The following is a 15,628-nucleotide window of genomic DNA, read 5'->3' on the forward strand; positions in this document are numbered from 1 at the left end:
GCATTTGTATTTTCTGAGGCTTCTACGCATTAAATGCGCTTCACCCAACTACAAACACCCACACTTATCAGTCATCCTAATTTTTAAAGAACAGGGCCACTAGGGCCTTCAACATCAACGCTTTGCGTTAACGAGGTGCGCATTATACAGAGCTTTTTTAAGCGGTCAACAACTTTTTAACTGGCTGCTGACACATTCTGATCAATCGCAAATTTATTACTGCCTTCCTTCAAATTAACGTTTCGTTGTTTCGAAGCAAGCCGCGCATTTTACAGCGCTGGCGATTTTCGTCAAGAAAAATATTACTTATTTTCCATTACAAAAATCGACTATTTACATAAAAAATAGAGCCTCGCATTCACGAGGCTCTATTCGTTGTAAGGAGCTTGGGGATGACCTACTTTCGCATACGAAGAGTACACTATCATTGGCGCAAGTTCGTTTCACGGCCCTGTTCGAGATGGGAAGGGGTGGTTCCAAACCGCTATTGTCCCCAAACATAACTGGTAATGTTATGCCTGACATATCCCAAGGGATATGTGACATGCAGAGTGCTGAGTTGTAGCTCAGCCTGCTTTAACAAATTGGAAGAAGTAAAGGATGCAAGCGTTCGCTTGGTTTTCAATGGGATTAGGGTATGAAACAACTTGTGTTTCTTATTTCTAGATGATTGCCAAATCATATTGCTTTGAACTACACCTTATGGATTTTCATCCATTAGATTTTGTATCGTTTTCACGTTACATCATGTCTAAGTTTTAAGGTTATAGGATCAAGCCTCACGAGCAATTAGTATCAGTTAGCTTAATGCATTACTGCACTTCCACACCTGACCTATCAACGTCCTGGTCTTGAACGACTCTTTAGCTGGCTTAAAGCCAGAGGCAAGTCTCATCTCGAGGCGAGTTTCACGCTTAGATGCTTTCAGCGTTTATCTCTTCCGCACTTAGCTACCCAGCTATACCATTGGCATGATAACTGGTCCACCAGAGGTGCGTCCACTCCGGTCCTCTCGTACTAGGAGCAGGTCCCCTCAAACTTGCAGCGCCCACGGCAGATAGGGACCAAACTGTCTCACGACGTTTTAAACCCAGCTCACGTACCACTTTAAATGGCGAACAGCCATACCCTTGGGACCGGCTACAGCCCCAGGATGTGATGAGCCGACATCGAGGTGCCAAACTCCCCCGTCGATATGAACTCTTGGGAGGAATCAGCCTGTTATCCCCAGAGTACCTTTTATCCGTTGAGCGATGGCCCTTCCATACAGAACCACCGGATCACTATGACCTGCTTTCGCACCTGCTCGACCTGTCCGTCTCGCAGTCAAGCAACCTTTTGCCATTGCACTATCAGTACGATTTCCGACCGTACCTAGGTTACCTTCGCACTCCTCCGTTACTCTTTGGGAGGAGACCGCCCCAGTCAAACTGCCTACCATACACGGTCCCCAGTCCGGATTACGGACCTAGGTTAGAACCTCAACAACATCAGGGTGGTATTTCAAGGTTGACTCCACGATATCTAGCGACACCGCTTCATAGTCTCCCACCTATCCTACACAAATCTTGTCAAAGTCCAATGTAAAGCTGCAGTAAAGGTTCATGGGGTCTTTCCGTCTAGCCGCGGGGAGATTGCATCTTCACAAACATTTCAACTTCGCTGAGTCCCGAGAGGAGACAGTGTGGCCATCGTTACGCCATTCGTGCGGGTCGGAACTTACCCGACAAGGAATTTCGCTACCTTAGGACCGTTATAGTTACGGCCGCCGTTTACTGGGACTTCAATCAAGAGCTTGCACCCCATCATTTAATCTTCCAGCACCGGGCAGGCGTCACACCCTATACGTCCACTTTCGTGTTTGCAGAGTGCTGTGTTTTTATTAAACAGTCGCAGCCACCTTTTCACTGCAACCCCATCACGCTTCAAGAGCAAGTCTCTACACGTTACCGGGGCGCACCTTCTCCCGAAGTTACGGTGCTAATTTGCCGAGTTCCTTCTCCCGGGTTCTCTCAAGCGCCTTAGAATTCTCATCCTGCCCACCTGTGTCGGTTTGCGGTACGGTCTTATACAACTGAAGCTTAGTGGCTTTTCTTGGAAGCATGGTATCAATCACTTCACGTACAAGTACGCTCGTTATCACGTCTCAGTCTTAGCTCTCCGGATTTGCCTAAAGAACCAACCTACACGCTTGAACCGGGACATCCAACACCCGGCTGACCTAACCTTCTCCGTCCCCACATCGCATTGTATAGAGGTACAGGAATATTAACCTGTTTCCCATCAGCTACGCATCTCTGCCTCACCTTAGGGGCCGACTCACCCTGCGCCGATGAACGTTGCGCAGGAAACCTTGGGCTTTCGGCGAGGGAGCTTTTCACTCCCTTTATCGCTACTCATGTCAGCATTCGCACTTCTGATACCTCCAGCATTCCTCACAGAACACCTTCGCAGGCCTACAGAACGCTCTCCTACCATGCACCTAATAAATTAGGGCATCCGAAGCTTCGGTTACGTGCTTAGCCCCGTTACATCTTCCGCGCAGGACGACTCGACCAGTGAGCTATTACGCTTTCTTTAAATGATGGCTGCTTCTAAGCCAACATCCTGGCTGTCTATGCCTTCCCACTTCGTTTTCCACTTAGCACGTCATTTGGGACCTTAGCTGTCGGTCTGGGTTGTTTCCCTCTTGACCACGGACGTTAGCACCCATGGTCTGTCTCCCGTAATTGCATTTCTCAGTATTCGGAGTTTGCAATGGTTTGGTAAGTTCTTATGAACCCCCTAGCCATAACAGTGCTCTACCCCCGAGAATGATATACGAGGCACTACCTAAATAGTTTTCGGAGAGAACCAGCTATCTCCAAGTTTGTTTAGCCTTTCACCCCTATCCACAGCTCATCCCCAAATTTTTCAACATTTGTGGGTTCGGACCTCCAGTACCTGTTACGGCACCTTCATCCTGGCCATGGATAGATCACTTGGTTTCGGGTCTACACCCAGCGACTAATTCGCCCTATTCGGACTCGATTTCTCTACGCCTCCCCTATCGGTTAAGCTTGCCACTGAATGTAAGTCGCTGACCCATTATACAAAAGGTACGCAGTCACGGAACAAGTCCGCTCCCACTGTTTGTATGCATACGGTTTCAGGATCTATTTCACTCCCCTCCCGGGGTTCTTTTCGCCTTTCCCTCACGGTACTTGTTCACTATCGGTCGATTACGAGTATTTAGCCTTGGAGGATGGTCCCCCCATGTTCAGACAAGGTTTCTCGTGCCCCGCCCTACTTTTCGTTACCCTAGTTCCACAGACGGGATTTCGTATACGGGACTATCACCCACTACGGTCGGACTTTCCATTCCGTTCTACTATCGCATCTGCTAAAAATAACAGGCTATTCCATGTTCGCTCGCCACTACTTACGGAATCTCGGTTGATTTCTTTTCCTCGAGCTACTTAGATGTTTCAGTTCACTCGGTTCGCCACCATCTCCCTATATATTCAGGAGCGGTTACCCTTGCGGGTGGGTTTCCCCATTCGGACATCTCCGGATCAAAGCTTATTTGCCAGCTCCCCGAAGCTTTTCGCAGGCTATCACGTCCTTCATCGCCTGTAATCGCCAAGGCATCCACCATATGCACTTATTCACTTGACCCTATAACGTTAAAACCTAAACCCTTTTTAAATCCAGGTTTCGTCGTGCATGAGACACGCGTTACAGGTAATTCTAAAGCACTATCAAACCTCGTTAGATTCGCTCAAATCAATGATTTCTCATCAACCTAAGCCTCTCAACTTGCGTTTAATATATTTATGATTTTGCAATCAATCGATATTATTTCCGGTTAAAAAATAATATCGCCCATTGAATATAAGTTGTCATCACACAACCTATATTCCTTTACTTCTTCCATTTTGTTAAAGAGCAGTCTTAGTCATTAAACTAATCGTTTAAAAACCAGAAGCAAACATTATTTGATCGTTACCAATCAAGTAACATTTGCTTCTAATCTCTAAACCGCAACAAAGAACCACGTATCCAAACCATCAATAGGTGGTGGAGGATAACGGGATCGAACCGTTGACCCCCTGCTTGCAAAGCAGGTGCTCTCCCAGCTGAGCTAATCCCCCAATATCAGAGTGGTGGGTCTGGTTGGGCTCGAACCAACGACCCCCGCCTTATCAAGACGGTGCTCTAACCAGCTGAGCTACAGACCCTAAGGCGGTTTGCCTAAATCTTTGTTGCTGCTTATTTTCAGATGACTGATAAGAGTGAATGCTTGAAGCCGAGTGATCTTCTCTAGAAAGGAGGTGATCCAGCCGCACCTTCCGATACGGCTACCTTGTTACGACTTCACCCCAGTCATGAATACTACCGTGGTAAGCGTCCCCCTTGCGGTTAGACTACCTACTTCTGGTAAAACCCACTCCCATGGTGTGACGGGCGGTGTGTACAAGGCCCGGGAACGTATTCACCGCGACATGCTGATCCGCGATTACTAGCGATTCCGACTTCATGCTCTCGAGTTGCAGAGAACAATCCGGACTACGATCGGCTTTCTGAGATTAGCTCCCCCTCGCGGGTTGGCAACTCTCTGTACCGACCATTGTATTACGTGTGAAGCCCTGGCCATAAGGGCCATGAGGACTTGACGTCATCCCCACCTTCCTCCGGTTTGTCACCGGCAGTCCCATTAAAGTGCCCAACTAAATGATGGCAATTAATGGCAAGGGTTGCGCTCGTTGCGGGACTTAACCCAACATCTCACGACACGAGCTGACGACAGCCATGCAGCACCTGTGTCCACTTTCCCTTACGGGCACCTAATGCATCTCTGCTTCGTTAGTGGCATGTCAAGGCCAGGTAAGGTTTTTCGCGTTGCATCGAATTAATCCACATAATCCACCGCTTGTGCGGGCCCCCGTCAATTCCTTTGAGTTTTAATCTTGCGACCGTACTCCCCAGGCGGTCTACTTCACGCGTTAGCTGCGTTACTCATGGATTTTACTCCACCAACAACTAGTAGACATCGTTTAGGGCGTGGACTACCAGGGTATCTAATCCTGTTTGCTCCCCACGCTTTCGTGCATGAGCGTCAATATTATCCCAGGGGGCTGCCTTCGCCATTGGTATTCCTCCACATCTCTACGCATTTCACTGCTACACGTGGAATTCTACCCCCCTCTGACATATTCTAGTCTGGCAGTTTCAAACGCAGTTCCCAAGTTGAGCTCGGGGATTTCACATCTGACTTGCCAAACCGCCTGCGCACGCTTTACGCCCAGTAATTCCGATTAACGCTCGCACCCTACGTATTACCGCGGCTGCTGGCACGTAGTTAGCCGGTGCTTCTTATCAAGGTACCGTCAGCCTCACTCTTTATTAGAAAGTAAGTTTTCTTCCCTTGCGAAAGAGCTTTACAACCCGAAGGCCTTCTTCACTCACGCGGAATGGCTGGATCAGGCTTGCGCCCATTGTCCAAAATTCCCCACTGCTGCCTCCCGTAGGAGTCTGGACCGTGTCTCAGTTCCAGTGTGGCTGGTCGTCCTCTCAGACCAGCTACTGATCGAAGCCTTGGTAGGCCATTACCCCACCAACTAGCTAATCAGATATCGGCCGCTCTTATAACGTAAGGTCCGAAGATCCCCTACTTTCCCCCTCAGGGCGTATGCGGTATTAGCTAATCTTTCGACTAGTTATCCCCCATTACAAGGCACGTTCCGATATATTACTCACCCGTTCGCCACTAATCCCCCTAGCAAGCTAGGGTTCATCGTTCGACTTGCATGTGTAAAGCATTCCGCCAGCGTTCAATCTGAGCCAGGATCAAACTCTTCAGTTTAATTCCTAACTATTACTTTATACCTCTTTCGAGGCGGTATTCGTTTCGCTTAATTTCTCAAATTCATTTCAAGGTATGTGTGTAAAAAACACTGTACATACTTGTCATAAATCTAAGTGTAAAGCATTTGTATTTTCTGAGGCTTCTACGCATTAAATGCGCTTCACCCAACTACAAACACCCACACTTATCAGTCATCCTAATTTTTAAAGAACAGGGCCACTAGGGCCTTCAACATCAACGCTTTGCGTTAACGAGGTGCGCATTATACAGAGCTTTTTTAAGCGGTCAAGCAAAGAAGTCAATTTAAATTTAAACAGAATTTTTACTTGGTTGCGGGAACAGGATTTGAACCTGTGACCTTCGGGTTATGAGCCCGACGAGCTGCCAGACTGCTCCATCCCGCGTCCGAATCGACCTAAAAACTTGTGTTGCGTCGAGAGGTGAGACTATAGCAAAGAATTGAAAGAGGTGTCAACACAAAATCAGAGAATTGTTACGGACAGATGTATAGACAGTGACGCATCAGTTAAATAAAAACGCCGTTTCCTCACGGCGTTTTTATTTAACCGACTGAATACTAATACTAAATTACTTTGCTGCGCCAAATACCTTTTTCAGTAAGTTACTCGCCTGCCCCATCGGATCCTGGCGGATAGCGGCTTCTTCTTTCGCGACCATTAGGTAAACACCATCCAGCGCCTTCTGGGTGACATACTGATTAATATTGGCATTTTCCTTTTTCACCACACCAAACTGGCTGCCCATTTCCGCATACTTATTATAGGTATCAGCCAACTGCACATTTGCAGTTGCCTTTTGTACGATAGGCAGAAATTTTGCCGCCATGTCAGTTGAAGTGGTTTTTTTGAAATATTGCGTTGCCGCATCTTGCGGACCGGTCAGTATGCCTTTGACATCCGCAAGACTCATTTGCTTGATGGAGTTAACCAATAAGGCCTTAGCTTCTGGCACCGCTTGCTCTGCGGCCCGGTTCATTTTCAACACAAGATCATCGGCCTGATCCCCCATGCCAACCATTCGCATGCCTTTCTCTATTTTCTTTAGTGAATCAGGCAACGGAATTTTCACTTCTTTATTACCCAGAAAGCCATCTGTCGCACCAAGCACATCAACGGCTTTAGTCACTCCCTGGTTAAGAGCCAGCTTGAGACCATCGTTTGTTTCCTTGTCAGTTAAATTGCTGACAGCCGCATCATTGCCAGCTGTGGAATCACCCCTCACTTTATTGACAACATCGCCCAAACCTTTGAGGTCAAGTGCCTGAGCATTGGTAATTATCAAACCCAAAACAAGTAAATAGGCTGTTTTTTTCATTATGCTTCTCCGTCCAAAAGGCTGCTCTAGTGTACCCACAAAGCACAAAGCAAGTCCATAAGGACTTGCTTTGCTTAAAAGCTACTTTTATAAAGCTGAATCAGGCTTTGAACTGTTCCACTTTCCAGATACGACTCGCATATTCGCCTATGGTACGGTCACTGGAAAATTTCGCCATCCGTGCCACATTCAAAATAGCCACGCGTGACCAGGCATCCTCATCTTGATATAAGGCAGCCACTTTGTCTTGCGCCTCAACATAAGCTGAATAATCTGCAAGTAATAAGTAATGGTCACCTTTTTGCAGCAGGGTTTCCACGATTGCCTGGTAGCGACCGCGTTCGCCAAATGAAAAGAATCCGTTTCCTATCATGTCGATGACCTGCTTGAGTTCAGGGTTGCCGTTGTAATAATCCCATGGGTTATAACCGCTGGCTTTAATCTGCGCCACCTCTGGTGTGGTCAGCCCAAAGATGAAGATATTCTCGTCACCCACTTCTTCCTTGATTTCGACATTGGCCCCATCCAGCGTACCTATGGTCAGCGCACCATTCAGCGCCATTTTCATATTACCGGTGCCGCTGGCTTCAGTACCTGCGGTGGAAATTTGTTCGGATAAGTCCGCGCCTGGGAATAGGATTTCAGCAGCACTTACCTCATAGTTAGGATAGAAGACGACTTTTAGCTGATCGCCCACTGCCGGGTCATTATTGATAATTGTCGCCACATCATTAATCAAACGGATGATCTGCTTGGCTAGCCAGTAGCCAGGTGCGGCTTTACCGGCAAAAATCACCACGCGCGGCGTCTGGTTGTGTGCCTGGCCATTGCGGATTCGGTTATACAAAGTGATGACATGCAACACATTCAATAACTGACGTTTGTATTCATGAATACGCTTGATCTGCACGTCAAATATCGCTTGGGGATTAATAGCAACGCCAGTTTTCTGCAATATTTTGTATGCCAGCCTTTGCTTATTGGCGGCTTTCACTTCGCGGAAAGCTTTTCTGAAAGCGGCATCATCTGCCAAAGGCTCAATTTTTTTAATCAGGCTAAGGTCTTTCTGGAAACCGGTACCTATATGCTTGATTAACAGTTCAGTCAGCAAAGGATTACATTGGTTGAGCCAGCGGCGCGGCGTAATGCCGTTGGTCACATTGGTAAATTTGCCAGGATAGATTCTATTGAAATCGGCAAACAAGGTGGTTTTCAATAACTCGCTATGTAACGCGGCGACCCCGTTTACAGTGTGACTACCGACTACAGCCAAATGCGCCATGCGTACACGGCGGCCATTACCCTCATCAATAATAGAGACACGGCTCAGCAAATCACTGTCGCCAGGGAAATGCTGGTTAACCATTTGCAGGAAGCGATGGTTGATTTCGTAAATGATTTCCAGGTGACGTGGCAACAGTGATGAAAACAAATCCACTGACCAGGTTTCCAGTGCTTCCGGCATCAGGGTATGGTTGGTGTAGGCGAAGATCTGAGTGACCAGATTCCATGCTTTTTCCCATGGCAGATGATAAAGATCTATCAGTTGATACATCATTTCAGCGACGGCAATCGCAGGATGTGTATCGTTTAACTGGATAGCGACCTTTTGCGGCAAGGTTTCCCAATCGGGATTGTGCGTGATAAACCGGTGCAGGATATCTTGCGTAGAGGCCGATACAAAAAAGTATTGCTGTTTTAAACGTAATTCTTTACCAGATTCAGACGCATCATTCGGATATAGAACCTGGGAAATGGTCTCCGCCCCATGACGGCCTTCCACAGATTTATCGTAGTTACCCTGATTAAATGATGTCAGGTCAAACTCTTTAGCGGCTTTGGCAGACCACAAGCGCAGGTTATTGACCGTTTGCGTGCCATAACCCGGCACTGGGACATCATAAGGCATGGCCACTACGCTGGCGGTGTCTATCCAGTGGCGCTCATTACCCCGCTCTGTATGCACCTGCACTACACGGCCATAAAATTTCACTTCGCAAGTATGCTCAGGACGCTGAACCTCCCAGATGTTCTGGTAGCGCAACCAGTTGTCAGGGTTTTCCACCTGCTGGCCGCCTTCGATACTTTGCCTGAACATGCCATAGTCATAACGGATCCCGTAACCGGTGGCGGGGATATCCATGGTTGCCATTGAATCGACAAAACAAGCAGCCAGTCTGCCCAAGCCGCCATTACCCAGTGCAGCATCCGGTTCCATCTCGGCCACGCCTTCCATTTGCTGGCCGATTTCCTGCAAACCTTCGCTTAATTCCGGTGCAACGCCCAGATTCAGTGCCGCATTAGAGAGCATGCGGCCGATCAGAAACTCTAGTGAAAGATAATAAACACGTTTGGTATTCGCATCTCTATAGGCATCGCGGGTTGTCACCCAGCGGCTCATCAGGTGATCACGTACAGTAAAGGCAGCAGTTTGATACCAGTCACGGGTCGTAGCCCAGGAGTCAGATTTACCCAGGGAAAAGGTCAGGTGGTTGCGTAATGCCTGTGGAATCGGTAACTGTTCATTCAAAAATTGTTCAGCGTTATGGATAGTTTCTTTTTTATCGGTCTTGCTACGTGTGGATTTGGCATTGGTGGCCATGCATCTTCCCCTAGAATATTCAATAACGGATGTGACTGTGAAGATTGTCTACATTTAAAAAGCAAAAAACAAGCCTGTCAGCGGCTGTTACGCTATATGACAAAAAGCCACGGCGAAAGGTGCCATGGCTTTTATTATAAATTACTATAAATGTAATTTTGATGACTATCGTGCTTACGCTAGTTTTGTCATACAAAAATCAAAGACTCACTCCTAAAGCGACCAACCGTAAGCAACCCCTAGAGAGTTCTGGTTCATGCGGACGTCCGCTTCTCCACCGCCAAATGGCACGGCAGGGATAGAGTTATTGCCGCGCACTTTATTTTCAAAGGCATGCGCAAAAAAGAAAGAAAGCTCGGACTTATTCGGCAAGGTATAGGTGGCTCCTAAAGTAAGGTGATCCTGAACCACGGCTGGCGCAAGAATATTAAACAAGGTTTCGCTACTGCGTACCGGTTGTGAACTGTGGTTATAGCCTGCGCGTAATGTCAACGAGTCACTATAGGCATACTGCGCACCTACCTTAAGAACTGTCACATCCCGCCAGCCAAAACCAGAGCCGCTGGATGAGCCTAATCGTGAAGCAAGGTTACTTAGTGACAAATTACCGATCGCATTCACATCAGAATATAAGATTCGCTGCGCATCTGCTGCCAGTGTCAGTGCAGGCGTGGTTTTGATGGCAATCCCGATACCGTAGTTTGCAGGGATATCAATATCGCCACCTTCCGCAAACAAGCCTTTATATTTGTCAAACTTGCTGGCATAGGTTTTTGTTTGATAAGTGGCACCTAAAGTCACCGCATCACTTACTTGCCCAACCCAGCCGAACCGCAAGCCGGCGCCGTAAGAGTTGTCATGTCCGTTATTGGTGACATTGCCCGGCGAGGTGCTTGAAAGCGCATTATCAAAGTTCTGTAAGCCCTTCGCCTCAAACCGCTGGTAAGCCAGATTCAGGGACACGCCTAATACATGTTGCTCATTGATGCGCCAGGTCGCGGTTGGTGCAACGACCACTTGCAGGTAATCAATCCCGGTGCGGCTACCTGTGTTATTGAAATAAGGGATACCATCTTTATAGTCGGTATTCATGCCGCCATTACCATAGACGCTCACGCCCAGCGTGGTGCGGTCATTAATCACCCGGTTATAACCAAACTCCGGGATAAAAAAATGCTCGGTATCGTTACCATCGTAACGTCCATCCAGCGCGCCGCTACCACCGGCGGTGTTGGACAGACGGACATCGCGGTCAGGTTTAAACCAGGTAACCCCAAAATCAATACGGTCACCGACGATGCCTAAGCCTGCAGGGTTTGTTGCCGCTGCCAGCGCATCTTGCGGCAGCGCAATACCGACACCACCCAATCCCAGGCCCTTTACTCCATAGCCATGGGCAAAATAACCATCAGTCGCATATACATGCCCTGCCATAATGGAAAGTAGCCATGGTAATAATTTAACGGTGTTACGCATTTCAGCCCCTTAGCGATAGTTGAGGCTTATTAATCTACCAATCTTATTAAATAGCTAAAAATAATTTGGAATTATATTGTTATAACTTTAAAAAATATAAAGCCCGCATCTGCGGGCTTTATATCTGACGCTGATTCGGACTGACCGAATGATTACAGAATCAGGCTGTTCATACGTTTCACAAAACTGGCAGGGTCTTCCAGCTGACCACCTTCAGCCAGCAATGCCTGATCAAACAACACATGTGCGTAATCGGCAAAACGGGCATCATCGGTTTCTGCTTTCAGTTTTTCCACCAACCGATGCGCGGGGTTCACTTCCAGGATAGGCTTGCTTTCAGGCGCCTGCTGGCCGGCTGCTTTCAGGATACGTGCAAGGTTACCCGAAAGATCATGCTCGCCTGCAACCAGGCATGCTGGTGAATCTGTCAGGCGATGCGTCACTTTGACTTCTTTCACTGCTTCACCAAGCGCGGTCTTGATGCGCTCCACCAGGTCTTTGGCATTTTCCTCCACCTGTTTCTGCGCTTCCTTGTCTGCTTCATCTTCCAGCTTGCCGAGGTCCAGATCACCTTTGGCAATCGATTGCAGTTTTTTGCCTTCAAACTCTGTCAGGCTACCAAGCAACCATTCATCTACCTTGTCTGACATCAGTAATACTTCAATGCCTTTCTTGCGGAAGATTTCCAAATGCGGCGAATTCTTCGCGGCAGCAAAAGTATCGGCTGTGATGTAATAAATCGCTTCCTGCTCAGGCTTCATACGGCCGATGTAATCTTTCAGTGATACATTCTGTACTTCGTTATCCGCATGGGTGGAAGCAAAACGCAGCAGAGCGGCAATTTTTTCTTTATTGGCAAAATCTTCGCCAGGACCTTCTTTCAATACGCGGCCAAACTCACTCCAGAACTTGCTGTAATCTTCAGGCTTGTTTTCCGCCAGGTCTTCCAGCAAGCTCAACACTTTTTTCACTGAGCCATTTTTAATCGCTTCCACATCACGACTGTCCTGCAGGATTTCACGCGATACATTTAATGGCAGATCGGCAGAGTCAATCACACCGCGCACAAACCGCAGGTATTGCGGCATCAGCTTTTCGGCATCTTCCATGATGAATACGCGTTTCACATACAGCTTGATGCCTTGGCGACGCTCGCGGTCATACAAATCAAACGGCGCCTTGCCCGGAACGTACAACAGAGATATATATTCCTGCTTGCCTTCTACACGGCTGTGGGTATAGGCCAGCGGGCTCTCATAATCATGAGAAACGTGTTTGTAAAACTCGTTGTATTCCTCCTCAGTGATGTCACTCTTGCTGCGCGCCCACAAAGCAGATGCCTTGTTAATCGTTTCATCCTCATCAGTTGTCACCATCTGACCGCCTTCGCCATTCTCGCCATCTTTCCATTCGGATTTTTTCATCACGATAGGTAAGGTGATATGGTCAGAATATTTGCGGATGATGGTTTTCAGTTTCCAGTCATTCAGGAACTCGTCTTCGCCTTCACGCAGGTGCAGGATGACCTCGGTACCGCGCCCGGCTTTTTCCGTTGTTTCAATCGTGAAATCGCCTTCACCGCCTGATTCCCATTTGATGGCTTCCGTCTCGCCGGCGCGGCGTGTAATCAGTGTGACTTTGTCAGCAATGATAAAACTGGAATAGAAACCGACACCAAACTGGCCAATCAGGTTGGCGTCCTTGGCCTGGTCGCCGGTCAGGTTCTGGAAGAATTCCTTGGTGCCGGATTTGGCAATGGTACCGATGTTATTAATCACTTCTTCGCGGCGCATACCAATACCATTGTCAGAAATGGTCAGGGTGCGTGCGTCTTTATCAAAAGAGACATTGATCTTCAACTCACTGTCATTTTCGTACAGGCTGCCATTCGAGATTGCCTCAAAGCGTAATTTATCTGCTGCATCAGAGGCATTAGAAATTAATTCACGCAATACGATTTCTTTGTTGCTATACAGTGAATGAATCATCAACTGCAGTAATTGTTTGACCTCGGCCTGAAAGCCCATGGTTTGTTTAGATGGCGATTCTGCTGTCGCTGTCGTCATAACGATTTCTCCAAATAACAGGGTTACACGAAAATTTTGTGATTAGATGGGGAAAAGAAAACCGTTTTTCAAGAGGGGATAATGACGGATGAATTAAATCAGAGATCCAACCCACGATTACAACATAGATTTACTCTCACCATTCAGTGGCTAAAACGACAGTTCATGATGTTGCTTGCCTATTTAAAGCGTTTTTCTCAGCACGCTTCTTGCTAGCTTTTTATTGAAAAGGCTTTGTAAATAGAAGGAGTGGATCATGAATATTTTTCACACTTTAATCGAGCAAATGCAGGTCATGCAGTTGCCCTTAACCGCAGTCACACTCACTGCGGTGCCGCGTGCGGATACCCCGCTGTTGCTGATGTTACATTGGCACGGCTTCCGCAAACAGCCGATGGAGGCTTTGCCCCTGCTCAAACCAATGCTGCAACCGGTGCCAGGCTCGGCCTTGCAGATCAATGATCGCTGGCGTCAGCCGGAAGTGGTAGAAGAAGTCGTGCTGGATGCTGCATGGCAATTGGGCGCCTGGGACGTGCAGCGCGAAGAACACCGTGCATGCACTTATATTGGTGCAAGTGACCAGGAAGCTTTGGCCTGCAAGCAGGCATTTGGCAAATATGATGAAGAACTTGAAGAAGATTTACTGATAAGTGAAGCGCCCGATCGCGATGAAATGTTGCAACTTGGTGCCAAAGTTGGGTATATACGCTGGCAGTTCAGGCCGGTGAATGGTGGGGTTTGGCAATCGACGGCAGAGGATGATACGTTGCTGGAAGATGGCAGCAGGATTCCGCCGTGCCCGATTAGACCATTGGCGTTGAAGGGTGGGAAGATGAGCAGGACTGCTTTTAGGCTAGGGCAGATTAACCGGATTATTCTTTTGAGATAGGTTTTACTGAGAAGTGTCTCAATAAGTCAAGGATTGAGAACTTATGTGGCATTTTATTTCGCCGCTAGGCGAGTGACTTTTCTTTGCTTGCCCAAAGCAAAGAAAAGTCACTCGCTGAGAAGCGAAAAGGAATGGTGATTATCTGAAGAAATACTGACTAGAATTTCAGAGTAAAGCGACTATTTCCAAACTAAACATAACTCTTGCCTGTATTCTGACCTCTGCCAGAATGACGACCTAAAAATAAATGCCTATGGTGTCCATCTCAACCCAATCGACAACCACTGACTCTCACTATCCCCATTCACCTGCTGCCCAATCGTTCCATCAATCTGGAACACCTCCGGCACCAGCGAATACCTTACCCCCAACTGATAAAACGGATTCTGCGAATTGTCACCAAACACTTCCGCAATGCCTTTAAATGCGCCACCCAGCTTAAATTCTGCCCCCAAGCCCATGCTGGCTTTAAGTTCTGAAGCCTGCTTGTCCCGCAACATCCCCATATTCAGGTGCACGATCACATCATCATCGTGCAGCGAAAAAGATACCGGCACATAAAAATAAGTATTACCCAGTTGATTGGGCCCAGGCTGGATATCTGTGTGCTTGACATGGCCTGCCGCAAATCCTGCACCCCAGCCATTAGTCTCTAGTGGTTTGAATAAGGTTTTGAATTGTATTATCCAGTCTTCGGTGCGGTAGTTTTCATCCTGATTACGATAAACGCCGCCACCAAAAGTGATTTCTAAGTTTTCGCCCAAGTTACATGCTGGTAACGCCCATGCTTCACGCCCTCCTTCATAGGAACGCATCCAGGTTTCAAGTTGGCAGCTATGGGCATTGGTCAGGCGCGCGTCATCGGTGACTAGAGGGCGTGCAGCATAAACACTGTGCGAAAAACACAGCGCTAATATCAGGCTTATACAGATGAGGACAGATTTATGCATTTTTTGTTTTTATTTTATTTTCAAGCCGTGACAGTTTGATGAAACCGCCTTTTTTCATGCATGTGTTTTCATATTCGTTATGCGTCACATTAGTTTCACTGGCCTATGCCAATATAACGATTTATACTGTTTGCAAGACTTGTCTACCGAGACAAATCATGACGGAGGCAATGATGGCGAATATTGAGGTGACCGAAACCAGTCCACACTCTTTTTCAGTGACCGTTCATGGGGCACAAGTCACTACACATCAAGTCAGCGTCAAACCCGATTATGCAAAACAGCTATTAAGCACGCCGAATACTATCACCGAACTGGTAGCGGCTTCGTTCAATTTTTTACTCGACCGCGAATCGAATACCAGTATTTTGAGAAGTTTTGATTTAAGTGTGATTGAACGTTACTTTCCTGAGTATCCCAAGGTCATTTCCCGTTATCTAAAGTAATTTCTTCAGTGGTATC

The 15,628-nt window shown here is 47.4% G+C and carries 7 protein-coding genes, 3 tRNA genes and 3 rRNA genes; 2 read left to right on the forward strand and 11 right to left on the reverse strand.

Annotated elements, in window-relative coordinates:
* Positions 1-384: 384 nt before the first annotated feature.
* The 10 genes from rrf to htpG form a co-directional block, all read right to left on the reverse strand.
* Positions 385-498 (reverse strand): 5S ribosomal RNA (rrf, locus tag ASG34_RS04835).
* Between the two features lie 270 nt (positions 499-768).
* Positions 769-3,657 (reverse strand): 23S ribosomal RNA (locus ASG34_RS04840).
* 400 nt (positions 3,658-4,057) lie between these two features.
* Positions 4,058-4,133: transfer RNA gene (locus ASG34_RS04845), tRNA-Ala, on the reverse strand.
* Between the two features lie 10 nt (positions 4,134-4,143).
* Positions 4,144-4,220, reverse strand: a tRNA-Ile gene (locus ASG34_RS04850).
* Positions 4,221-4,306: 86 nt separating this feature from the next.
* Positions 4,307-5,845, reverse strand: a 16S ribosomal RNA gene (locus tag ASG34_RS04855).
* The 16S, 23S and 5S rRNA genes sit together here with 3 tRNA genes alongside, the layout of an rRNA operon.
* A 330-nt stretch (positions 5,846-6,175) precedes the next feature.
* Positions 6,176-6,252, reverse strand: a tRNA-Met gene (locus tag ASG34_RS04860).
* A gap of 184 nt (positions 6,253-6,436) precedes the next feature.
* The gene (locus ASG34_RS04865) at positions 6,437-7,183 is read right to left on the reverse strand and encodes a DUF4197 domain-containing protein (protein WP_055827425.1); all 747 of its coding nucleotides are present in this window, start codon (positions 7,181-7,183) and stop codon (positions 6,437-6,439) included.
* Positions 7,184-7,283: 100 nt separating this feature from the next.
* A complete protein-coding gene (locus tag ASG34_RS04870; RefSeq protein WP_055827428.1) occupies positions 7,284-9,785 on the reverse strand; it encodes a glycogen/starch/alpha-glucan phosphorylase in 2,502 nt (833 codons plus the stop codon).
* Positions 9,786-9,998: 213 nt separating this feature from the next.
* Complete coding sequence (locus tag ASG34_RS04875; protein WP_055827432.1) at positions 9,999-11,261, reverse strand: OmpP1/FadL family transporter; 1,263 nt, start codon at positions 11,259-11,261, stop codon at positions 9,999-10,001.
* A 152-nt stretch (positions 11,262-11,413) separates the two neighbouring features.
* Complete coding sequence (gene htpG, locus ASG34_RS04880; RefSeq protein WP_055827435.1) at positions 11,414-13,327, reverse strand: molecular chaperone HtpG; 1,914 nt, start codon at positions 13,325-13,327, stop codon at positions 11,414-11,416.
* A gap of 256 nt (positions 13,328-13,583) precedes the next feature.
* Between htpG and ASG34_RS04885 the strand changes: the two genes are divergently transcribed.
* Entirely contained in the window at positions 13,584-14,216 is a 633-nt protein-coding gene (locus ASG34_RS04885; RefSeq protein WP_055827438.1) for a hypothetical protein, read from the forward strand.
* Between the two features lie 251 nt (positions 14,217-14,467).
* Here the strand turns inward: ASG34_RS04885 and ASG34_RS14140 are convergent, their stop codons facing one another.
* On the reverse strand, positions 14,468-15,166 hold the full coding sequence (locus ASG34_RS14140; protein WP_055827441.1) for a hypothetical protein: 699 nt from the start codon (positions 15,164-15,166) through the stop codon (positions 14,468-14,470).
* 170 nt (positions 15,167-15,336) lie between these two features.
* Between ASG34_RS14140 and ASG34_RS04895 the strand changes: the two genes are divergently transcribed.
* Entirely contained in the window at positions 15,337-15,612 is a 276-nt protein-coding gene (locus tag ASG34_RS04895; RefSeq protein WP_235559666.1) for a hypothetical protein, read from the forward strand.
* The last annotated feature ends 16 nt before the right edge of the window (positions 15,613-15,628 follow it).

Origin of the sequence: Methylophilus sp. Leaf416, from assembly GCF_001424665.1 — a bacterium.
Taxonomy (GTDB): Bacteria; Pseudomonadota; Gammaproteobacteria; order Burkholderiales; family Methylophilaceae; genus Methylophilus.

Excerpts from the sequence above, each read along its gene's own strand:
- ASG34_RS04895 (WP_235559666.1), top strand. The coding sequence starts at position 15,337 with ATGATGGCGAATATTGAGGTGACCGAAACCAGTCCACACTCTTTTTCA.
- ASG34_RS04870 (WP_055827428.1), bottom strand. The coding sequence starts at position 9,785 with ATGGCCACCAATGCCAAATCCACACGTAGCAAGACCGATAAAAAAGAA.
- ASG34_RS14140 (WP_055827441.1), bottom strand. The coding sequence starts at position 15,166 with ATGCATAAATCTGTCCTCATCTGTATAAGCCTGATATTAGCGCTGTGT.
- ASG34_RS04875 (WP_055827432.1), bottom strand. The coding sequence starts at position 11,261 with ATGCGTAACACCGTTAAATTATTACCATGGCTACTTTCCATTATGGCA.
- ASG34_RS04865 (WP_055827425.1), bottom strand. The coding sequence starts at position 7,183 with ATGAAAAAAACAGCCTATTTACTTGTTTTGGGTTTGATAATTACCAAT.
- htpG (WP_055827435.1), bottom strand. The coding sequence starts at position 13,327 with ATGACGACAGCGACAGCAGAATCGCCATCTAAACAAACCATGGGCTTT.
- ASG34_RS04885 (WP_055827438.1), top strand. The coding sequence starts at position 13,584 with ATGAATATTTTTCACACTTTAATCGAGCAAATGCAGGTCATGCAGTTG.